Source organism: Saccharopolyspora sp. NPDC049357 (genome assembly GCF_040677225.1).
Lineage (GTDB): Bacteria > Actinomycetota > Actinomycetes > Mycobacteriales > Pseudonocardiaceae > Saccharopolyspora.
In genome coordinates this window covers 239,718-260,703 of record NZ_JBFAQJ010000002.1, presented here as the reverse complement: position 1 = coordinate 260,703, position 20,986 = coordinate 239,718, and the positions used below count along the sequence as shown (strand labels likewise).

The following is a 20,986-nucleotide window of genomic DNA, read 5'->3' as shown; positions in this document are numbered from 1 at the left end:
GAAGTCAACTCCCTACCGGGGCATGTCCGAGCCGGCTTTGCCGATGCCGCCTGCGGACTGGGCGTCGCCGGACTCGGTGTCGTCGGCGGTGGCTTTGAGGTTGTCGTCGATGTCGCCGAGCGCTTTGACGACCTTCTTCAGGCTGTCCAGCACGCTGTCGCGGCCCTTGGTGTAGTCCCCGCCGAACTTCTGGCCGGCCTCATCGTTGCCCCAGCACTCACCCTCACCGTCCAAAGAGGACTTCAGGGTGCTCAGGACCTGATCCAGGTCGTCACCGGAGTCGCCGATCTTCTTGCCGCCCGAGCGGATCTCCTCGGGCTGCATCCGCATCTTCCCGCTCATCGGCGGCCCCCTCTGCGGTTGCTCTCCCAGTCGTCGTCCCAGTCATCGGGTGCGGCCTGCACCTGCGGCGCGGCCGCGGCACGGCCGGGCTGGGACTCCTCGCTGCGGCGCCGGGCCCGTTCGGTCTCGGGATCCGGCGGTTCGACCAGCGGCCCGGTTTTGAGCAGGCCCTGCAACGACGGAACCCCGGGAACCTCCGGCACGTTCGACACGTCGGCTTCCGCCGCGAAGGTGCTCTGCAGCTGCCGCTGCGCCGTCCCGGAGGCCTCGCGGATCACGCTGGTGATGCTGCGCGCCAGCTTCTCCGGGTTGGTGCGCTCGAAGGCCTTGTCCGACAGGCGAACTTCCTGCACGGTCCCGGTCGCATCCACCCGGACGTTGACCATGCCGTCGTCGGACGAAGCCTCGAAGGTCTGCTGAGCGGCAGCGGCCTGCTTCTCCTGGAGATCGGCGGTGCGCTTGCGCAGGTCGGCGAGCATGTCGTCGATCTGGTTGCGCAACGCGGAGTTCCGCGCGGCCTTCTCCTCGCTCGACGCGTCGAAGTCCCGTCCAGACATGTCCAGCCTTCCCCCGGCTCACAGCACGTGCATTGCGGATCTTATGGCTCCGGTCAGTTTGACGTGTGCCTCGCCGCCTCGGTGCCACCGTGCAGCACAATGCGGCCGAACGATGCATTTCACTCGACCGAACGGCCCAGCGCGATGCGAGTGGTGTCGTCCGGGAAGGGCGATCTCGCGGCCGGAAGCCGCCCTCGGCACACCTCGGCGAGGAGGGCCAGGTCGGCCTGCTGGCCCCGCACGAAGTCCGGGGTGACCGGGGTGCCGTGGCCCGGGACGACGGCGGTGGGGTTCAGGGCGAGCAAGGCTTCCACCGCGGCGGGCCAGTGCTGGGGGTGGGCGTCTTCGAAGTCCGGGGGAGCGCCCTGCTCGACGAGGTCTCCGGCGAAGACGACCGCGGCGTCGGGGACCTCGATGACCAGGTCGTGATCGGTGTGCCCGAGGCCGGGGTGGTGCAGGCGCACCGCGCGTCCGCCCAGATCCAGCTCCGCCGCGTCCGTCACGAGGTGGTCCGGGGGTGCCGCGCTGGAGGCGGCGAGGGCGTCGGCCGTGTCGCGGTCGCCCTGCTCCCGGTAGTGCTCGACCCAGCGTTCGCGCTGGGCGGAGGCGGTTCGGTCGAGGAATCCCGGGCATCGGTGGTGGGCCCAGACCGGTGCGGGCAGGAACGCCGAGGTGCCGAAGCAGTGGTCGAAGTGCCCGTGGGTGAGGACGACTCGCAGAGGCGCGCGAGTGATCTGGCGGACCGCCTCGGCCAGTTCGGCGCCCTGGCGGTGATCGCCCCGGGTGTCGATCAGCAGCGCGGCTTCGTCACCGACGACGAGACCCGTGGTCAGGTCGAGTTCGGCGTGGCGGCGGGCGAAAACCCGTTCGGCCACCTCGATCCACCCGTTGCTCACGGGTGGATCGTAGTGCGGCCACCGGATGAGCTCTGGGAGACTTCGGCGATGCGTCTCTACGTCGCCCTCACCGCACTGCTCGCGACCGCCGTCGGAGTCGGCGTGCTGTTCTTCGCCAACAGCGTCCTGTCCCCGGTGCTGATCGGCGGTCCGGGTTCGACCTGTCCCGAGCCGGACTGCGGGCTGGGCGCAGGGCTGTGGCTCATCGCGGGCGCGGTCGCGGTGGTCCTGGTCGCGTTCCTCGCCGGATTCCTCCGGCACGTCGAGCGCCCGATCCGGCGGGGCCTGTGGATCGCCCTGTGGTGCACGGTGATCTACCTGCTGGAATCGATCGTGGTCTGGGTGCTGATCTGAGGCTCCCCTGGCAGGGTCTTCCGGCGACGTGTGCTTGACTTTTCTCCCGCGCACGACGAGTTCGGGAGGACGGGTTTTGCCGGAAGGCCACACGCTGCACCGGCTCGCCGGGGTGCACCACGAGCTGTTCGCGGGCGCCGCGGTTCGGGTCAGCAGTCCCCAGGGACGTTTCGCCTCCAGCGCGTCGGTGCTGGACGGGGCCGTGTTCGAGCGGGCCGAGGCGCACGGCAAGCACCTGTTCCACTCCTACGACGGCGACCTCGTCGTGCACGTCCACCTCGGGCTCTACGGGACGTTCACCGAGACCGAGCTGCCGGTCGCCGAACCGCGCGGCCAGGTGCGGATGCGCATCGTCGGTCACACGCACTTCACCGATCTGCGCGGACCCACCAAGTGCGAACTGCTCACCCCCGACGAGGTCGCCGCCGTGCGCGACCGGCTGGGACCCGACCCGCTGCGCACCGACGCGGAACCCGAGCGGGCGTGGGCGCGGATCTCGAAGTCGCGCACCAGCATCGCCGCCCTGCTGATGGATCAGAAGATCCTCGCCGGCGTCGGCAACGTCTACCGCGCCGAAGTCCTGTTCCGGCACGGCATCCCGCCGATGACCCCCGGTCGCGACCTCGGCAGGCAGCGCTGGGACCTCATCTGGGCCGACCTGGTGGAGCTGATGGCCGACGGCGTCAAGGTCGGCCGCATCGACACCGTCCGCCCGGAGCACCTCCCCGAAGCCACCGGTCGGGCCCCGCGCCAGGACCGCCACGGCGGCGAGGTCTACGTCTACCGCCGCGCGGGAATGCCCTGCCTGATCTGCGGAGACGGAGTCCTCACCACCGACCTCGCCGCCCGCAAGCTCTACTGGTGCCCCACCTGCCAACCCGAGTGACCAGCGGCTCGACCGAAACGTCGGCCCCACGCGGTCGGTAATCTGGATCACGCGCCCGCACCGGGCGAGTTCTCTCCGGCGGGAGGTGCGGTCCCCATGACCGACGAGTCGTTCGGGCGGATTCTGCGGCGGCACCGCCTGGCGTCGGGGCTGACGCAGCCGCAACTGGCCGAGCGCGTCCACGTCGACCAATCGGCCGTGTCCCGTTGGGAGAACGACCGCGCAGTCCCTGCTCGGGATCTGGTCGAGCGACTGGATGAGATGTTGGACGTCGGCGGAGATCTCGTCCGCAGTGCCTTCCCCGCTGGACCCGCGCTGCTTCCGCCCAGTGACGAGCTTGTGACCAGTGATTACGTTGATCAACTGCGTGCGAGCATCGTGCACCTGGTGCAGCTCGACGGGCGGTACGGGGGTGCGGAACTCGTCCCGATGGCGACCCGCATGTTCCGAACCGCTTCCGCGCGGCTGGCAGCCGGGAAGTACCCGGCCGCGCTCGAAACCGACTTCACCGCCACCGTCGCGGAACTCGGGGAAGTCGCCGGATGGCTCGCCTTCGACGCCATGCAGCACGAAAAGGCCCGAACGCTCAACCTGGAGGCGCTCCACCTGGCCAGGCTCGCCGGGGACACCGGCATGGAACTGTTCTTGCTGGGCAACATGGCCTTGCTGGCGCAGGAGACCGGGCAAGCGCGGGAAGCCCTGCGCACGGTCGAGCTCATGGAACGGTTCCCGCTCAGCCCGCGGGTGCGAGTCATGACGGCGCTCCGCCGAGCCCGCGCCGCCGCGGATCTGGGCGACGACCGCGCGATCACGCTCATCCACCGGGCTCAAGCGGAGGTCGATTCCAGCGCCCAGAGCACGGACCCGGAATGGGCTTGGTGGGTGGACCTGCGCGAACTCACCGTTCACGAGGGCGGCATGTGGCGCGCGATCGGCCTCCCGGAACGGGCCGTGGACCGCTATGCCGCTGCGCTCGAAGGGATTCCCGCGGAGTACCGGTGGGCGTCCTACCTGGGCGCGGCGAGTCTGGTCTCCGCGCTGGTCGAGGTCCGCTCGTGGTCGGAAGCGGAACGCGCCGCGGAACAGGTCGCGAAGCTGGCAGCGGAAGTCACCTCAGCCCGAGCGAGCAAGCGATTGAGCGCCGCCGCCACCACGGCGAGAAGGCTCCGCGCGCCCCACAGCCTCGAAGGCCTGCTCACCACGCTCGCCGCCCGCTGAGCTGACTCAGAAGCCGAAGCCGCCGAAGTCGAACCCGTCCATGCCTCCGCTGTCGCCCGCCCCTGGGGCGTCGCCTGCGGATCCGTCGGCGAAACCGTCCGCGTAGGCGGCCTCGGCCGGGACGCTGGTCATGCCCACGAACATCGCGGACATCATCACGTACGAGCCCGCGGTCCACATGCCCGCGGCCATCGCCGGCTTCCACCACGGGTCGCTGTACCAGCCCTGCGGGACGGGTTTCCCGGCCACCCTGCCGCCCGGGTAGTAGTGCGGGGTGCGTTCGCTCGGCTCCGGTGAAGCCATCTGCAGCTGGCCGTCGACCTCGACCTCGCGGTTCTCGCTGACGCGGCCCGCGTAGCGCTGACCGGACAGCGCGGGCAGCTCGGGCCCCGGGTCCATGTCCATCGCCACGCGCGCGGCGCGCACGTAGTACAGCCCTTCCATCGCCGACTCCGAGGTCAGCCGGGCCTGCGTGGAGGTCGTGGCCTGGTCGAGCTGGGAGAGCGCGGCGCCGTGCCGCTCGGACGCGTCGGCGATGGCCTGCTTGGCGGCCTCGTTGGTGCCGATCAGGTTGAGGACCTGACCGCCCAGCCGCTCCACCCAGCGCCGGGCCTCGGCCTTGTCGTCCTCCAGCTGCTTGCGCTGGTGGGACAGGATCTTCTGCCGGGACCACCACACGGCGGTGCCCAGCACGACGAGCACGATCAGCAGGACTACGAGTGCACTGGTCATCCCTGCCTCCCCGGGGCACCGATACCTCCGACGGTACCCGCGTGAGGGGAACGCTAGAAGGCGTCCGGGCAGCTCGGCGCCTGGTCGGTCGCCAGAGCCCGCGACGCGGCGCTCAGCGCACCCGGCTCCAGCTCGCGGACCCGCCCGGCGGCGGCGAGCCGGCGCAGCGTGCTGCCGCCCAGGTACGCGGCGGCCAGGTCGGCGACGTCCAGCGCCAGCTGCGCCGGGGCCGTGGTGGATCCGCCGTCGAGCCGCCAGCGGCCGTTGTTCCACTCGCAGAACGCGTCGTTGACCTCCACGACGACGTCGGAGCCCGTTTCGCGGGCGGCCAGCGCCGCGGGCACGTCGACCAGCCGGAGCCACAGCCCGTCGACGATGCTCTGCTCGGCGGCGCGCGGATCGGCCAGCAGGTCGACGATCGGCTCGTCCAGGGCGGCCTTGCGCCACCGCACCTCGCGGACCAGGGCGAACTCCATCAGGTACCGCCACAGCGCGGCGTAGGACTGCGGGGTCTCGGCCATCAGGTGGGTGATCTCCAGCTGGAAGTCCGGGCCGCGCTCGGTCCACTTCCGCGTCGGCCGGTAGATGACGTGACCGTCGGGGTGCAGCGCGTAGCGGGACGGGGTGCCTCCGTTGCGGGACTGGCGCATCAGCTCCAGCGCCTCCCAGGCCCCGTCGCCGCGCTCGATCCACCCGGGCCTGCCCGCGGCGAGGCGCGCGTGCTGATCGTGGATGACCGGCAGCGCGCTGTCCCGGTCGACCTCGCGCACCGGCCGCTCGTCGACCTCGACGCCGGGGCGGAACCGGGCGTGGGAGGGCAGGGTGAGGTGGTTCTCGAAGGTCGCCGTGCCGTAGCCGTAGCGGCCGTAGATGCCGCCCTCGGAGGCGTACAGCGCGGCCAGCGCGACACCCGATTCGCGCAGGCCGTCGAGCTGCTCGCGCATCAGCGAGGTCAGCACGCCGCGGCGGCGGTGCCCCGGCTTGACGCCGACGAGCGTGACCCCGGCCAGCGGCGACGTGCGCCCGCCGGGAAGCGTGATCGCGGTGCTGTAGTGACCGGCGGAACCGATCATCTCCGCGCCGTCGAAGGCTCCCAGAGCCGTGACGAACGGGATCGCCGGCCGGAACCTGGCCAGGTCCTCCTCCGCGTCCTCCAGGAACGCGGACGCGAACACCGCCACGAACTCGTCCAGCTCGCCGACCTCCGGCTTCCTCGCTTCAAGATTCCCCATGAAGCATTGGTACAGCGCGGGTGATCGGGAAGCGACCGGTTTCAGCCGCCGAGCGGGACCTCGGCGATCGTCTCCCACTCGGTGCTGGAGTGGTCGCGGCTCATCTTGACCAGCGACAACGCCGAGACCTTCGCGGTGGCCGACTCGACGATCGTGGCCTGCAGGGTCGCGATGGCGAAGATCGCCGGGCCGTCGGTGGTGGAGTGGGCGAGGCTCACGTGCTTGTCGATGTCCTCGGGCTCCGACGGGACCGCGTCCGCGCCCAGCACCTCGGAGGTGGCCTCGCGGACGGCCGCGCGCAGGTCGAGCACGCTGGACTGCGGCTCGGCGGGCAGCGACAGCGACTCGGGCAGCACGACGGCGTGGTGGAACGCCAGCGTCAGCGGCAGCACCCCGGCGAGCTTCGGGCGAGTGGCCTCCAGCAGCGGTTCGATGCGGGAGGGGTCCACCTCGTCGGTGAAGCCGATCTCCTGCACGAGGATGTGCATCCATTCCAGCGGGACCAGGTCGAAACCGGGCAGATCGCGCAGCGCGTACTGGTAGTCGTTGACCAGTTTGCGCAGGCCGGCTTGGTCGGCCAGCGGCAGCACCCAGGCGTATCCGGTGCGGCCCGCGTGCCAGTCGGTGCGCCAGCGCGTGTGATTGCGAACCTGATCGGCATGTGGCATGTCGGTCACCCCTCACATAGTGCCCGGACGTGTCCGGAAGTGGGGCGCGCTTGACCTATCTCACGGTTCCGACGGCTCGGGTTCACCCTGCCGTGCTGCGGCTTTCGGGCGGTCGAGAGTGGCCGCGGCATCGGCGTCGCGCACCCGCAATGCCAGCACAATACCCAGCACCGCGAAGACCACCGAGACCAGGAACGCGCCGTGGAAGGCGCTCATCTGAGCGTCGGCCACCATTGCAGGCAAGGTGGGGTCCACAGTGGATTCGCCGTGCTGCATGAGCACGGTGAGCACGGTCGCCACGACCGCGGTGCCCAGCGCCGTGGCGACCTGACGGGTGACGTTGAACATCGAGCTGGCCATGCCCATCGCCGGGCCGGAGATGGCGGCGAACGTGGCCGTCTGCACCGGCGTCATCAGCAGGCCCATCGCCACGCCCTGGGTGGCCAGCATCAAGGCGAGGACCCACAGCGGGGTGCTCAGGTTCTGCAGCTGCAGCAGGCCGCCGATGATCAGCTGGACGACGAATCCGGCGATGACCAGCCGCTTCGGGCCGATGCGCCCGTAAGCCCGGCTGACCACCTGCGTCGTGGCCAGCATCGCGATGGCCTGGGGCATCATCGTCAACCCCGTGAACATCGGCGACACGCCGCGCAGCGTCTGCAGGTAGAGCGGGACGAGGAACAGCACGCCGAACATCGCGCCGGTCATGCACAGCAGCAGCAGGTTGCCGGTGCCGAACAGGCGGTCGGCGAGCAGCCGCAGGTCCAGCATCGGCGACCGGACGGTGAGCTCGCGCCACACGAGACCGCCGATGAGCAGCACCGACGCGACGAGGCTCAGCCACACCGCAGGCGAGGTCCAGCCGATCTGCGCACCCTGGTCCAGCCCGACGAGCAGGGTGGCCAGGCCCGCGCCGGCGAGCACGAAACCGGGAACGTCGAAGCGGCCCGGATCGCGGGTCGACTCCTCCTTGAGGAACAGGATCGTGAACAGCAGTGCGAGCGCCCCGACCGGCAGGTTGATGAAGAAGATCCACCGCCAGCTCGCGTACTCGACGAGAACGCCGCCGAGCAGCGGCCCGAGCATCGGCGCGACGGTGATCGGGATGGCCAGCACCGCTCCGGCCTTCGCGCGCTCGTTGGCCGGGAAGGCTCGGAACATCATCGCCTGCCCGACCGGGACGAGCATGCCGCCGCCGACGCCCTGGAGGATGCGGGAGCCCACCAGCATCTCCATCGACATCGCCATCCCGCACAGCATCGAGGCGAGGGTGAAGATGATCACCGCGGCCTGGAAGGTCTTCTTGCTGCCGAAGCGGTCGGCGATCCAGCCGGACGAGGGGATGAAGACCGCGAGGCTGATCATGTAACCGGTCAGCACCCACTGGAGCTGGGCGGGCTCGGCCTGGAACTCGCGCCCCAGCGTGGCCAGCGCCACGTTGAGGATCGTGACGTCCAGGATCTGCATGATCAGCGCCAGCACGAACGTGATGCCGACCAGCCACTTGTACTCAAGCCGCCGCACGTAGCCCCCTGTTCGAAATCCGGAATCGCTTCCAGCATCCCCCACCCGGCGGCCAACCCCCAAAGGGATTCTCCTCCTGGTCACAGGGGTCTCGGGGCCCACAACCGCCTCAGGCGTCCGGGCCCGGACAAGACGAAGGGCGGAGATCCCGGTGGGCCCACCGGGATCTCCGCCCTGCTCGGAGCGGGCGACGGGAATCGAACCCGCGTAGCCAGTTTGGAAGACTGGGGCTCTACCATTGAGCTACGCCCGCGTGCCGGTTTCACCTGGTCCTCGCGGGGTTGCCGCGATCCGTTGGTGACCTTGCGTGCCCTAGCTTAACCGGTCGCGATAGGCTCTTCGCAACGCACCCGGTCGTCCCGGGTGCGTCGCACGTCGGACGGGGTGTGGCGCAGGTTGGTAGCGCACTCGCTTTGGGTGCGAGGGGTCGTGGGTTCAAATCCCGCCACCCCGACGTGTCGGCCGGCCGCTCGCAGGTTTCGCGAGTGGCCGGTTTCGCTTCTCAGCAGAGCCCGCGCGGGAGTGATGCGCACCGCAACGGATGACCGGGTTCGGTAACGACCTGGTGAACCGGGCCGATTTCCCCTGCGTGCGTGATGCGATTCTGGCCGGTCCCGGCGTTCAGCGGTCGGCAGCCGTGGTGTGCGCGGTGCTGTGCGCCGCCGTGGTGGCGCTGATCGCCATCTCCCTGTGGGTCCCCGGCCCGCCCTCCGCTCCCGCGTCGTCTCCGGCGGCGGGCATAGTGACGGCGTCGACGCCGTCGGATCTCGGTGGTCCGCCGGTTCGCTGAGCGGCTCGGCGACCCATGCCGACCCCTTTCTCGCAACCCCGGACCGTGTCCCCGGGTGGGAAGCAATAGACTCGGTGGTCAGCCCGGCATTGGACGTGGTGTTTGGCCGCGCCCTGAAGCCAGCGCCGGGGAATCAAGCACGTTCGCACTAGGAGACCACGTGAAGAGCACCGTCGAGCACCTGAGCCCGACGCGCGTCCGGATCAACGTCGAGGTGCCGTTCGACGAGCTCAAGCCGAACTTCGACCGCGCGTACAAGGCACTCGCCCAGCAGGTCCGCATCCCCGGCTTCCGGCCGGGCAAGGTCCCGGCGCGGGTGCTGGAGAGCCGCATCGGTCGTGGGCCCGTGCTCGACGAGGTCGTCAACGAGGCGGTTCCGGCCAAGTACCTGGAGGCTGTCAACAGCGACGAGCTGCGCACCCTCGGTCGCCCGGACATCGAGGTGACCAAGATCGAGGACGGCGCGGAGATCGCGTTCACCGCCGAGGTCGACGTCCGCCCCGAGATCACCGTGCCCGCTTTCGGCGAGCTGTCGGTGAGCGTTGACGACGTCGAGGTCGCGGAAGAGGACGTCAACGAGCAGCTGGACTCCCTGCGCGCTCGTTTCGGCACCCTGGCCGGCGTCGAGCGCCCGGCGCAGGAGGGCGACTTCCTCAGCATCGACCTGTCGGCGACCGTCGACGGTGAAGAGGTCGAGGACGCTCAGACCTCCGGCTTGTCCTACGAGATCGGCTCGGGTCAGCTCGTCGAGGGCATCGACGACGCGGTGATCGGCGCGACCGAGGGCGAGACCAAGACCTTCACCACGAAGCTGGTGGCGGGCGAGTACGCGGGCAAGGACGCCGATGTCTCGGTGAAGGTGAACTCCATCAAGGAGCGCCAGCTGCCGGAGGCCGACGACGAGTTCGCGCAGATGGCCAGCGAGTTCGACACGATCGACGAGCTGATCGCCGACCTGCGCGAGCGCCTGGGTCGGGTCAAGAAGATGGAGCAGGGCATGCAGGCCCGGGACAAGGTCCTGGACGTGCTGCTGGAGACCATCGAGGTCCCGCTGCCGGAGAAGGTCGTCGAGCAGGAGATCGAGGTGCGCCAGCACGACGCGGTGCACCCGTTCGACCACGACGAGAAGGCCTTCGAGGCTTGGCTCGAGACGCAGGACAAGAACCGCGAGCAGTTCGACACCGAGACCCGCGAAGAGGCTGAGAAGGCCGTCCGCACCCAGCTGGTGCTGGACACCATCGCCGATGAAGAGGGCGTGTCGGTTTCCGACGAGGAGCTGACCCAGCGGATCATCTACCAGGCGCAGCGCTTCGGCATGAGCCCGGACCAGTTCGTCCAGCAGGCCCAGGAGTCCGGCCAGATCGGCGCGCTGTTCGCCGACGTCCGCCGCAGCAAGGCGCTGTTCTCGGTGGTCCGCCAGGCCACCGTGACCGACTCGGCCGGCAACGAGCTGGACATGGACGAGCTGTTCGGTCCGCAGGAGGGCGAGGAGACCCCCGAGGTCGTCGAGGGCGAGGCCGCTGAGGCCGAGGCCCCCGACGCGAAGGCGGAGTCCGCCAAGGAGTGACCCGGCTCTCGCCGAACAACTTGATACGCATGCTCTAAGCGAACGTGGGCGGTACTGGGAAGCTGGTGCCGTCCACGTTCGTTAGGGTCGGTTGTAGCGGATCACCCGAGTAGGGAAGCAGGACATCACCTGCGGTCACCGAGGACACCCGGTGGTTCGTCGGGTCCACTTTGGAAGGACTGCGACGAGCTCCGGCAAGACCCGACTGACCAGGGTGGACAAGGGCCCATTGTGGGAGAAGGCAGGGGAGACGTGACGCAGCACCTGACTGTTCCGGCGTCCGACGCGCAGGCGCCGTCCATGCGGACGGGCACGAACGGACTCTCGCTCAACGACTCGGTTTACGAGCGGCTGCTGCGGGAGCGGATCATCGTCCTCGGCTCCCAGGTCGAGGAGAACATCTCGAACCAGATCTGCTCGCAGCTGCTGCTGCTGGCGGCCGAGGACCCGGACCGCGACATTTCGCTGTACATCAACTCGCCGGGCGGTTCGGTCACCGCCGGCATGGCGATCTACGACACGATGGAACTGGTCAAGCCGGACGTGGCCACGGTCGCGATGGGCATGGCGGCCTCGATGGGGCAGTTCCTGCTGTCCGCAGGTGCCAAGGGCAAGCGCTTCGCGCTGCCGCACGCGCGGATCATGATGCACCAGCCCTCGGCGGGCCTCGGTGGTACCGCGGCGGACATCGCCATTCAGGCGAAGATGTTCACCAAGCACAAGGAAGAGATGGCGGGCCTGATCGCCGGGCAGACGGGCAAGTCCGTCGAGACGATCATGACCGACTTCGACCGGGACCGGTGGTTCACCGCCGAGGAGGCTCGCGACTACGGGCTCGTGGACTACGTGGCGAGCGCGGCGAACCTGCCGACCAGCTGATCACCCCTCCCGCACCCGGACCTAGTTACGAGGAGTCACCAGTAGTGAACCCTTACCAGTCTCTTCAGTCCCGGTACGTGCTGCCGTCGTTCGTCGAGCGCACCGCGTACGGGGTCAAGGAGTCGAACCCGTACAACAAGCTGTTCGAGGAGCGCATCGTGTTCCTCGGCGTCCAGGTCGACGACGCGTCGGCCAACGACGTGATGGCGCAGCTGCTCTTCCTGGAGTCCGACGACCCGGACCGCGAGATCCAGATGTACATCAACTCTCCCGGTGGCTCGTTCACCGCGATGATGGCCATCTACGACACCATCCAGTACGTGCGTCCGGACGTGCGCACCATCTGCCTGGGCCAGGCCGCCTCGGCGGCCGCGGTGCTGCTGGCCGCGGGCACCGAGGGCAAGCGCCAGGCGCTGCCCAACTCCCGCGTGCTGATCCACCAGCCGTCCGTGGAGGGCATCTACGGTCAGGTCTCCGACCTGGAGATCCAGGCCAACGAGGTCCAGCGGATGCGCGACCTGATGGAGTCCTCGCTGGCCAAGCACACCAAGCGCTCCCAGGAGCAGGTGCACGAGGACGTCGACCGCGACAAGATCCTCACAGCCGCGCAGGCCAAGGAGTACGGCATCATCGACGAGGTCGTGCCGTACCGGAAGCTCTCGGCTCAGCAGTCCTGAGGCTTCGTGGTTCTCACACCTCGCGACTGCGCCGCTCGCGCGCGGTTTCAGGAGCAGGAGCTCGAGTGTTTCCCGGGGGCTCGCGGGTCCCCGGGAAACGTTCCGGCTGGGTGAGTTCCGGTCGGTGGTCCTGAGGTGGACGGGGCGCCACGCCCGGCCACCGGGACCGCGACACGCCGAACGCGAGGCTGGTCACAGCACGCTCGGCGATGGCGGACACTGTGAGTCTCCCCGAACTCGGGGAACGACAGGTACCGTCGGAGGCACATACGGTCAGGCGCGCTACTCGGAGGGCGCGCCGGAGGGGACGGGGTCAGCGGTCATGGCACGTATCGGTGACGGCGGCGACCTGCTGAAGTGCTCCTTCTGCGGGAAGAGCCAAAAGCAGGTGAAGAAGCTCATCGCCGGCCCCGGCGTGTACATCTGCGATGAGTGCATCGATCTCTGCAACGAGATCATCGAAGAGGAGCTGGCCGAGGCCGGTGAGGTCAAGCTCGACGAGCTGCCCAAGCCGGCGGAGATCCACGAGTTCCTCGACCAGTACGTCATCGGGCAGGACCCGGCGAAGCGCAACCTCTCGGTCGCGGTCTACAACCACTACAAGCGCATCCAGGCCGGTGAGCGGCGTGAGGCGCGTGGTGAAGAGGCCGTCGAGCTGGCCAAGTCCAACATTCTGATGCTCGGTCCGACCGGCTGCGGCAAGACCTACCTGGCGCAGACGCTGGCCAAGATGCTCAACGTGCCCTTCGCGATCGCCGACGCCACGGCGCTGACCGAAGCCGGGTACGTGGGCGAGGATGTCGAGAACATCCTGCTCAAGCTGATCCAGGCCGCCGACTACGACGTCAAGCGCGCCGAGACCGGCATCATCTACATCGACGAGGTCGACAAGATCGCTCGCAAGAGCGAGAACCCGTCGATCACCCGCGACGTCTCCGGTGAGGGCGTGCAGCAGGCGCTGCTGAAGATCCTGGAGGGCACCACGGCGAGCGTGCCGCCGCAGGGCGGTCGCAAGCACCCGCACCAGGAGTTCATCCAGATCGACACGACGAACGTGCTGTTCGTCGTGGCCGGTGCCTTCGCCGGGCTGGAGAAGATCGTCGAGGAGCGGGTCGGCAAGCACAGCGTCGGGTTCGGCGCGGAGCTGCGCTCGAAGTCCGAGATCGACACCGCGGACCACTTCTCCGACGTGATGCCCGAGGACCTGATCAAGTACGGCCTGATCCCGGAGTTCATCGGCCGGCTGCCCACGGTGGCCAGCGTGACGAACCTCGACAAGCCGTCGCTGGTGCAGATCCTCACCGAGCCGCGCAACGCGCTGGTGAAGCAGTACAAGCGGTTGTTCGAGATGGACAACGTGGAGCTGGAGTTCACCAAGACCGCGCTGGAGGCCATCGCCGACCAGGCGATCCTGCGGGGCACCGGGGCGCGCGGTCTGCGCGCGATCCTGGAGGAGGTCCTGCTGCCGGTCATGTACGACATCCCGAGCCGCTCGGACGTGGCGAAGGTCGTGATCACCGAGCAGACCGTGCGGGAGAACGTCAACCCGACGATCGTGGCCCGTCAGGCATCGCGCCGGGAGCGCCGCGACAAGTCCGCCTGAGCAGTCATTTCGCGAACGCCCCGTGTCGGCCCTCGGCACGGGGCGTTTTCGCGGCCTTCACCCAACGCGGTCATTTCGGTCACGTCGTGGGCACCCGGTGCCACGTTCTGCGGTGGCGCGGTGAATAGTTGATATTGGACGGGGTGGCGACGACGAGTCCGGGAGTGCCTGCCATGAGCGAGATGCACGTTCTGCTGGTCCACGGGATGACCGGTGCAGGTCCGTGGCACTGGCAGCAGTGGCTGGCCGGGCAGCTCCGGGACCACGACGTCGAGGTCCACGCGCCGCTGCTGCCGGACCCCGACCGCCCCGATCTGCGGAGTTGGCTGCCCGCGCTTCGGGACGAGCTCGCGGCGGTGCCGCCGGAGGCGGAGCTGGTGGTGGCCGCGCACTCGTGCGGAGCGGCGCTGTGGCTGCACCACGCCGCCGGCGTGGGCCCCGAGCAGCGCAGCGCGGACCGGGTCCTGCTGGTGGCCCCGCCGGACGCCGAGTGGGACCACCCGGACTCCCACGACATCACCCCGTACCCGGCCGATGCGACGTCGCTGCGCCGCGCGGCGGGCATGACCCGCCTGGTGGTCGGCACCGGGGACACCTACCTGCCGATGCACCGCGCCCACGCCCTGGCCGAGGACCTGCAGGTCGAGATGGACGTCATCCTCGACGGCGGTCACCTCAACACCGACGCCGGCTACGGCCCCTGGCCCGCGATCCTGCGCTGGACCCTCTACGGCACGGCGCCCCTCCACGACCGCTTCGACACCGACGCCTACACCGCAGGCCGCTCCCAAGAACAACTCCGCCTCGTCTGAGCCACCCACCCCACCAGCACCGATCCCGATCACTGCGGTTGTCGGGTTGGCGTTGGCCGGGTGTTGATCGCCGCCGGGGCGGGGTGCGGTTCAGGGGCGGAGGTGGCCGCCGATGAAGTCGACCAGTTCGGGGAGGGCCTTGCGGAAGTAGCCCTTGTTGTGGCGGCCCGGAGTCGTGGAGGCGTAGGTGGGCCTGGCGAGGCGGATGAAGCGGCGGGTGCCCTCGATGAAGCGGTCGCCGTTGCCGCACCAGACGCCGACCGGCAGGTCACCGAGGCTGTCGATGTGGCGCAGCGGGTCGATCGCCTTCCACTCCGCCTCGTTGGTGAACGCGCGTCGCTTGCGCATCTCGCGCCAGTTGGTGTGCAGCGCCGGGGCGACCGCGCCCGCCGCCTGCAGCGGGTCGCCGAGCTCGCGGCGTCGCCGCGCGTACACCAGCGCGCCGAACCCGCCCATCGAGATGCCCGCGGCCGCGACCGGGGCGCTGAGCCCGCGCTCGTTCAGCCACTGCGGGACCTCGTCGAGCAGCATGCTCATCGCGTCGTCATCGGGACGGCGGTGCCAGTAGTTGTTCGGACCACCGTCCACCGCGAGCAGCATGAAAGGCGGAATCCGCCCGGCCGCAACGGAGTTCGACAGGTACACCGGCAGACCGCTGACCGAGTCCATCGCGTCGCCGAACCGCCCGTGCAGCATGAGGCAGACCGGAAGCCCTTCGGCCGGAACGTCCCTGGGGCGGATCGCCACCACGTTCACGTTCTCCTTGCGGGCGTGGGAGTAGAGCCGCTCCACGGAGACGTTCTTGGCGAGCGACACGCGCTGCTCGACCGGATGGCCGGCGCTGTCGGTGCTCAGCCCGAGCCCGACTGCCGCCAAACCGGCGACGCCCGAGGTCAGCAGCGTGCGCCGGGCCAGCGGGGCGCCGATCGATCGTCGGTGGGGCAAACCAGTCCTCCTCGAACACCTCCGGACATCATCCCAACCGCATCAGGTGTTCGTCACGCGGATTCGGTGATCTCCACGCGCTCCGCTCCGGTGTAGACGTTCATCGAAGACCCGCGGAGGAAGCCGACCAGCGTCATGCCCTGCTCCTCTGCCAGGTCCACGGCCAGCGAGGACGGTGCCGAGACCGCTGAGAGCATCGGCACGCCCGCCATCGCCGCCTTCTGCACCAGCTCGAACGACGCTCGGCCCGACACCATCAGCACGCAGCTGGTGAGCGGCACGCGACGTTCCATCAGGGCCCAGCCCATCACCTTGTCGACCGCGTTGTGCCTGCCGACGTCTTCGCGCACCACGAGCAGCTCGCCCCGCTCGTCGAACAGGCCTGCCGCGTGCAGGCCGCCGGTGGAGTCGAAGACGCGCTGGGCCGAGCGCAGCGCGTCGGGCAGTCCGATGAGGGTTTCGGGAGCGATGCTCAGCGGGTCGGTGGCGGGGGAGTGGCGGGTCCGCAGCTTCACCGCGTCCAGCGCCGCCTTCCCGCACACCCCGCACGAGGAGGTGGTGTAGAAGTTGCGCTCCACGGAGGCGTCCGGCATCGGGACGCCGGGCGCCAGCGCGATGTCGAGCACGTTGTATGTGTTGCGCCCGTCGGGTCCGGGGCTGTCGCAGTAGCGGGCGGTGGCGAGCTCGTCGCGGTCGGCGATGACGCCTTCCGTCAGGAGGAATCCGTGCGCCAGCTCCACGTCGTGACCGGGTGTGCGCATCGTCACCGACAGGGGCTTGCCGTTGACCCGGATTTCCAGCGGCTCCTCGGCGGCGAGGGTGTCCGGCCTGGTCCGGTTGCCGTTCTCGGCGATCCGGAGCACCGGCCGCCGCACCGTGACCCGTCCCATTGCGCCTCCTCGGAACTTTGTTTCATTTTGAAATTGGACGACTCTTTCCGGCCGTTGGCAACAGTATGCTCGGCGCGCTGATCAACGTCGCGAAGCCGGGAGGCCCAATGGTTTCAGGGCTGCTGTCACCCAGTCGAATCGCCGCTCCACCGGACTGGAGCCGCTGGCTGATCCCACCGGCGGCGCTGGCGGTGCACCTGTCGATCGGGCAGGTCTACGCGTGGAGCGTGTTCAAGCCGCCGCTGGAGGAGGCCCTGGGGCTGTCGGGCACCTTGAGCGCGCTGCCGTTCCAGCTGGGCATCGTCATGCTCGGGCTGTCGGCCGCGGTGGGCGGCACGCTGGTGGAGAAGCGCGGTCCGCGCTGGGCCATGACCGTCTCCGCGGTCTGCTTCTCGCTCGGATTCCTGATCTCGTCGCTGGGCGTCGCGCTCGGCCAGTACTGGCTGGTGGTGCTCGGTTACGGCTTCGTGGGCGGCATCGGTCTGGGCATCGGCTACATCTCGCCGGTGTCGACGCTGATGAAGTGGTTCCCGGACCGGCCGGGCATGGCGACCGGCATCGCCATCATGGGTTTCGGCGGCGGTGCGCTGATCGCCTCGCCGTGGTCGACGCAGATGCTGGACACCTTCGGCGAGGACCGCTCCGGCATCGCGCAGACGTTCCTGGTGCACGGCGTGGTCTACGCGGTGTTCATGTCGCTGGGCGCGCTGCTGGTGCGGGTTCCCGCGCCGGGCTGGCGTCCCAAGTCGATGCCGAAGCAGGTCGTCAAGCCGATGATCACCACGGCAGAGGTGACGGCCAACAACGCCTTGCGCACTCCGCAGTTCTGGCTGCTGTGGGTGATCCTGTGCTGCAACGTCACCGCGGGCATCGGGATCCTGGAGAAGGCGTCGCCGATGATCGTGGGCTTCTTCTCCGGCAGCGCGACACCGGTGGCCACCGGAGCGGCGGCCGGTTTCGTGGCGCTGCTGTCGCTGACCAACATGGCCGGCCGGTTCGTGTGGTCGTCGGCATCGGACGTGGTGGGGCGCAAGAACATCTACCGCCTCTACCTGGGCGGCGGAACGCTGCTGTACCTGGGAATCCTGCTGTTCGGCGCGACCGGTGTCCCGGTGTTCGTGCTGTGCGCGATCCTGATCCTGTCGTTCTACGGCGGCGGTTTCGCCACCGCGCCCGCGTACTTGAAGGACCTCTTCGGCAACCTGCAGGTCGGCGCGATCCACGGCCGGTTGCTCACCGCGTGGTCGGTGGCCGGCGTGCTCGGACCGCTGATCGTCAACGCCGTCGCCGACGCGCAGGAAGCGAGCGGCGCGAAGGGCCCTGACCTGTACGCGGTCTCGCTCTACATCATGATCGGGCTGCTGGTCGTCGGCTTCATCGCCAACGAGCTGATCCGCCCGGTCGCCCCGAAGTTCCACGAACCGGCGAAGGGAGGAGACAAGTGACGACCGCGAACCGCCGAGTCCTCCTGGTCATCGCCTGGCTCTGGGTAGGCGTCCCGTTCCTCTACGGCCTCTACGAACTCATCACCAAGGTCACCAAGCTCTTCACCGGCTGACCTGGTTGGCCATCGCGAGAGGGGCGCGGCTCGACGAGTCGCGCCCCTCTCGCGTGCGCGTGCCGCGCGTCACGCTCCTGCTGGTCGTGGCCGGTGGTATGCCCGGGGAAACCGCCGTTCGGGCACTCGTAGAATTCGACGTGTGACACAGACCCATGCAGCCGCAACCCGTGAACTCCCGTCGACCTGGAATCCGGCCGACGTAGAGGCCGAGCTGTACGAGCGCTGGGTAGCCGCCGAGTACTTCACCGCCGATCCGAGCAGCGACAAGCCGCCGTTCTCGATCGTCATCCCGCCGCCGAACGTCACCGGCAGCCTGCACATCGGCCACGCCTTCGAGCACACGCTGATGGACATCCTCACCCGGCGCCGCCGGATGCAGGGCTACGAGGCGCTGTGGCTGCCGGGCATGGACCACGCCAGCATCGCGGTGCAGGCGCTGGTCGAGAAGCAGCTGCGCGAGGAGGGCATCGACCACCGCGAGCTCGGGCGCGAGAAGTTCCTGGAGCGCGTCTGGGGCTGGAAGGAGAAGCACGGCGGGGCGATCCTGTCGCAGATGCGTCGCCTCGGCGACAGCGTTGACTGGTCCCGCGAGCGCTTCACCATGGACGACGGCCTGTCGCGCGCCGTCCAGACGATCTTCAAGAACCTCTACGACGACGGCCTGATCTACCGCGCCGAGCGGCTGGTCAACTGGTCGCCGGAGATGCGCACCGCGATCTCCGACATCGAGGTGGAGCACAAGGAGGTCGAGGGCGAGCTCGTCTCCATGCGCTACGGCGACGGTGACGACGCGATCGTGGTGGCCACCACGCGGGTCGAGACGATGCTCGGCGACACCGCCATCGCGGTGCACCCGAACGACCAGCGCTACCAGCACATGGTCGGCACCGAGGTCGAACTGCCCCTGACCGGCCGCAAGATCCCGATCGTCCCGGACGAGCACGTCGATCCCGAGTTCGGCACCGGTGCGGTCAAGGTGACCCCGGCGCACGACCCGAACGACTTCGAGATCGGCAAGCGGCACGACCTGCCGATGCTCACGATCATGGACGAGCAGGGCCGCATCGCCCACACCGGAACCCGCTTCGACGGCATGGACCGCTTCGAGGCCCGGGTGGCGGTGCGCGAGGCGCTGCGCGAGCAGGACCGCATCGTCGCCGAGAAGCGCCCGTACGCGCACAGCGTCGGGCACAGCTCGCGCTCCAAGGAGCCGATCGAGCCCCGGCTGTCCCTGCAGTGGTTCGTCAAGGTGGGTCCGCTGGCGCAGGCCGCGGGCGACGCCGTCCGCGACGGCCGGGTCGCCGTGCACCCGCCGGAGATGGCCAAGCGCTACTTCGACTGGGTCGACAACCTGCACGACTGGGCCATCTCGCGGCAGCTGTGGTGGGGCCACCGGATCCCGATCTGGTACGGCCCCAACGGCGAGGTCGTGTGCGTCGGACCGGACGAGGAGCCGCCGTCGGGCGACGGCTGGCACCAGGACGAGGACGTCCTCGACACCTGGTTCTCCTCCGGCCTCTGGCCGTTCTCGACCATGGGCTGGCCGGACTCCACGCCGGAGCTGGAGAAGTTCTACCCGACGTCCGTGCTGGTCACCGGCTACGACATCCTCTTCTTCTGGGTCGTCCGGATGATGATGATGGGCCTGTACGCGATGAAGGACCGGGACCCGGCCGAGGCCGTCCCCTTCAAGACCATCGCGCTGCACGGCATGGTCCGCGACGCGCACGGCAAGAAGATGTCGAAGTCCGCGGGCAACACCGTCGATCCGCTGGAGTGGATGGACACCTACGGCACCGACGCGCTGCGGTTCACCCTGGCGCGCGGCGCGAACCCGGGCACCGACTCGCCGATCAGCGAGGAGTGGGTCTCGGCGTCGCGCAGCTTCGGCACGAAGCTGTTCAACGCCACCAAGTTCGCGCTGATGAACGGCGCCCGCGTGCCGGAGTCGCCGCTGCGGCGGGAGTCGCTGACCGACGCGGACCGCTGGATCCTCGACCGCGCCGACGCGCTCGTGTCCTACGTGGACGACATGATGGAGGACTTCCAGTTCGCCAAGGCCACCGAGGCGCTCTACCACTTCACGTGGGACGAGTTCTGCGACTGGTACCTGGAGCTGTCCAAGGTCCAGATGGACGGCTCGGAGGAGCGCGCCGAGCGGACCCGCGAGGTCCTCGGCCACGTCCTCGACGTGCTGCTGCGCCTGCTGCACCCGACGATCCCGTTCCTCACCGAGACCCTGTGGACGGCGCTGACCGGCCGCGAGTCCGTGGTGATCGCCGACTGGCCGAAGGCCACCGGCGCCGAGGCCGACAGCGGTGCGGCCGACCGGATCGCGGCGACCCAGAAGCTGATCACCGAGATCCGCCGGTTCCGCTCCGACCAGGGCCTCAAGCCCGGTCAGAAGGTCGCGGCGCGGCTCAGCGGGGTCGAGGAGCTGGGGCTGGCAGAGCACGTGGCCGCGGTCCGGTCGCTGGCGAAGGTGACCGAGCCGGGCGAGGACTTCACCTCCTCGGCGTCCATCGAGGTCGGCCTGGCCGGCGGCAACGTCGACGTCGAGCTGGACCTCTCAGGTGCGATCGACGTCGAGGCCGAGCGCAAGCGCCTGGCCAAGGACCTCGCCGCCGCCGAGAAGGAGCTGTCCGGAGCCGACAAGAAGCTCGGCAACCAGGCGTTCCTGGACAAGGCCCCGGCCGAGGTCGTCGACAAGATCAAGGCCCGCCGTGAGGTCGCCGAAGGCGACATCGCCCGCATCACGGCCCGCCTGGAATCCCTCCCGCAGGGCTGACGCGCATCGAGAAGGGGCCCTCCCGGCGAGGGCCCCTTCTCGCGTCGAGCGGGCCTGGGCGGCCG

The 20,986-nt window shown here is 69.3% G+C and carries 20 protein-coding genes and 2 tRNA genes; 12 read left to right on the top strand and 10 right to left on the bottom strand.

Annotated features, from left to right (window positions below):
- Nucleotides 1-12: 12 nt before the first annotated feature.
- From AB0J91_RS02900 to AB0J91_RS02890, 3 genes are all read right to left on the bottom strand, one after another.
- Nucleotides 13-342 carry a WXG100 family type VII secretion target gene (locus AB0J91_RS02900; protein ID WP_246537598.1) on the bottom strand — a complete coding sequence of 110 codons (330 nt, stop codon included), beginning with the start codon at nucleotides 340-342 and terminating at the stop codon, nucleotides 13-15.
- On the bottom strand, nucleotides 339-899 hold the full coding sequence (locus tag AB0J91_RS02895; RefSeq protein WP_363863494.1) for a YbaB/EbfC family nucleoid-associated protein: 561 nt from the start codon (nucleotides 897-899) through the stop codon (nucleotides 339-341). Before AB0J91_RS02895 ends, AB0J91_RS02900 begins: the two co-directional genes overlap by 4 nt.
- A gap of 119 nt (nucleotides 900-1,018) precedes the next feature.
- On the bottom strand, nucleotides 1,019-1,795 hold the full coding sequence (locus tag AB0J91_RS02890; RefSeq protein WP_363863491.1) for an MBL fold metallo-hydrolase: 777 nt from the start codon (nucleotides 1,793-1,795) through the stop codon (nucleotides 1,019-1,021).
- A 48-nt stretch (nucleotides 1,796-1,843) separates the two neighbouring features.
- Here AB0J91_RS02890 and AB0J91_RS02885 point away from each other — a divergent pair, with 48 nt between their 5' ends.
- The 3 genes from AB0J91_RS02885 (at nucleotide 1,844) to AB0J91_RS02875 (ending at nucleotide 4,253) form a co-directional block, all read left to right on the top strand.
- Nucleotides 1,844-2,149, top strand: a complete 306-nt coding sequence (locus AB0J91_RS02885) for a hypothetical protein (protein ID WP_363863488.1) — start codon at nucleotides 1,844-1,846, stop codon at nucleotides 2,147-2,149.
- Between the two features lie 76 nt (nucleotides 2,150-2,225).
- Nucleotides 2,226-3,035: a DNA-formamidopyrimidine glycosylase family protein gene (locus tag AB0J91_RS02880; RefSeq protein WP_363863485.1), complete on the top strand. Its 810-nt coding sequence runs from the start codon at nucleotides 2,226-2,228 to the stop codon at nucleotides 3,033-3,035.
- Nucleotides 3,036-3,131: 96 nt separating this feature from the next.
- Nucleotides 3,132-4,253, top strand: a complete 1,122-nt coding sequence (locus AB0J91_RS02875) for a helix-turn-helix transcriptional regulator (RefSeq protein ID WP_363863482.1) — start codon at nucleotides 3,132-3,134, stop codon at nucleotides 4,251-4,253.
- 6 nt (nucleotides 4,254-4,259) lie between these two features.
- Here AB0J91_RS02875 and AB0J91_RS02870 read toward each other — a convergent pair whose 3' ends face one another.
- From AB0J91_RS02870 to AB0J91_RS02850, 5 genes are all read right to left on the bottom strand, one after another.
- Nucleotides 4,260-4,985 carry a hypothetical protein gene (locus AB0J91_RS02870; RefSeq protein ID WP_363863479.1) on the bottom strand — a complete coding sequence of 242 codons (726 nt, stop codon included), beginning with the start codon at nucleotides 4,983-4,985 and terminating at the stop codon, nucleotides 4,260-4,262.
- 53 nt (nucleotides 4,986-5,038) lie between these two features.
- Nucleotides 5,039-6,217 (bottom strand): GNAT family N-acetyltransferase, encoded by a 1,179-nt coding sequence (locus tag AB0J91_RS02865; protein WP_363863476.1) that lies wholly within the window; start codon nucleotides 6,215-6,217, stop codon nucleotides 5,039-5,041.
- A 41-nt stretch (nucleotides 6,218-6,258) separates the two neighbouring features.
- Nucleotides 6,259-6,885: a 2'-5' RNA ligase family protein gene (locus tag AB0J91_RS02860; RefSeq protein ID WP_363794497.1), complete on the bottom strand. Its 627-nt coding sequence runs from the start codon at nucleotides 6,883-6,885 to the stop codon at nucleotides 6,259-6,261.
- A 60-nt stretch (nucleotides 6,886-6,945) separates the two neighbouring features.
- The gene (locus AB0J91_RS02855; RefSeq protein WP_363863473.1) at nucleotides 6,946-8,409 is read right to left on the bottom strand and encodes a DHA2 family efflux MFS transporter permease subunit; all 1,464 of its coding nucleotides are present in this window, start codon (nucleotides 8,407-8,409) and stop codon (nucleotides 6,946-6,948) included.
- Nucleotides 8,410-8,591: 182 nt separating this feature from the next.
- Nucleotides 8,592-8,662: transfer RNA gene (locus tag AB0J91_RS02850), tRNA-Gly, on the bottom strand.
- A gap of 127 nt (nucleotides 8,663-8,789) precedes the next feature.
- On the opposite strand from AB0J91_RS02850, the gene AB0J91_RS02845 reads away from it, so the two are divergent.
- The 7 genes from AB0J91_RS02845 (at nucleotide 8,790) to AB0J91_RS02815 (ending at nucleotide 14,737) form a co-directional block, all read left to right on the top strand.
- Nucleotides 8,790-8,863: transfer RNA gene (locus AB0J91_RS02845), tRNA-Pro, on the top strand.
- 135 nt (nucleotides 8,864-8,998) lie between these two features.
- Nucleotides 8,999-9,199 (top strand): hypothetical protein, encoded by a 201-nt coding sequence (locus tag AB0J91_RS02840; RefSeq protein WP_363863470.1) that lies wholly within the window; start codon nucleotides 8,999-9,001, stop codon nucleotides 9,197-9,199.
- A 160-nt stretch (nucleotides 9,200-9,359) separates the two neighbouring features.
- Nucleotides 9,360-10,766, top strand: a complete 1,407-nt coding sequence (tig, locus tag AB0J91_RS02835) for a trigger factor (RefSeq protein ID WP_363863467.1) — start codon at nucleotides 9,360-9,362, stop codon at nucleotides 10,764-10,766.
- A 252-nt stretch (nucleotides 10,767-11,018) separates the two neighbouring features.
- Nucleotides 11,019-11,645, top strand: coding sequence for an ATP-dependent Clp protease proteolytic subunit (locus AB0J91_RS02830; RefSeq protein WP_363794493.1), 627 nt, complete (start codon nucleotides 11,019-11,021; stop codon nucleotides 11,643-11,645).
- A gap of 44 nt (nucleotides 11,646-11,689) precedes the next feature.
- Nucleotides 11,690-12,322, top strand: coding sequence for an ATP-dependent Clp protease proteolytic subunit (locus AB0J91_RS02825; protein WP_363863464.1), 633 nt, complete (start codon nucleotides 11,690-11,692; stop codon nucleotides 12,320-12,322).
- Between the two features lie 322 nt (nucleotides 12,323-12,644).
- On the top strand, nucleotides 12,645-13,925 hold the full coding sequence (gene clpX, locus AB0J91_RS02820) for an ATP-dependent Clp protease ATP-binding subunit ClpX (protein WP_363794490.1): 1,281 nt from the start codon (nucleotides 12,645-12,647) through the stop codon (nucleotides 13,923-13,925).
- Between the two features lie 173 nt (nucleotides 13,926-14,098).
- Nucleotides 14,099-14,737: an alpha/beta hydrolase gene (locus AB0J91_RS02815; RefSeq protein ID WP_363863461.1), complete on the top strand. Its 639-nt coding sequence runs from the start codon at nucleotides 14,099-14,101 to the stop codon at nucleotides 14,735-14,737.
- A 90-nt stretch (nucleotides 14,738-14,827) separates the two neighbouring features.
- Here the strand turns inward: AB0J91_RS02815 and AB0J91_RS02810 are convergent, their stop codons facing one another.
- Together AB0J91_RS02810 and fdhD are read right to left on the bottom strand one after the other, a co-directional pair.
- The gene (locus AB0J91_RS02810; protein WP_363863459.1) at nucleotides 14,828-15,682 is read right to left on the bottom strand and encodes an alpha/beta hydrolase-fold protein; all 855 of its coding nucleotides are present in this window, start codon (nucleotides 15,680-15,682) and stop codon (nucleotides 14,828-14,830) included.
- 53 nt (nucleotides 15,683-15,735) lie between these two features.
- The gene (gene fdhD, locus AB0J91_RS02805) at nucleotides 15,736-16,572 is read right to left on the bottom strand and encodes a formate dehydrogenase accessory sulfurtransferase FdhD (RefSeq protein ID WP_363794484.1); all 837 of its coding nucleotides are present in this window, start codon (nucleotides 16,570-16,572) and stop codon (nucleotides 15,736-15,738) included.
- A gap of 107 nt (nucleotides 16,573-16,679) precedes the next feature.
- On the opposite strand from fdhD, the gene AB0J91_RS02800 reads away from it, so the two are divergent.
- Both AB0J91_RS02800 and AB0J91_RS02795 read left to right on the top strand, forming a co-directional pair.
- A complete protein-coding gene (locus AB0J91_RS02800; protein ID WP_363863456.1) occupies nucleotides 16,680-18,017 on the top strand; it encodes an OFA family MFS transporter in 1,338 nt (445 codons plus the stop codon).
- A 255-nt stretch (nucleotides 18,018-18,272) separates the two neighbouring features.
- Nucleotides 18,273-20,921 (top strand): valine--tRNA ligase, encoded by a 2,649-nt coding sequence (locus AB0J91_RS02795; protein WP_363863454.1) that lies wholly within the window; start codon nucleotides 18,273-18,275, stop codon nucleotides 20,919-20,921.
- Nucleotides 20,922-20,986 lie beyond the last annotated feature (65 nt).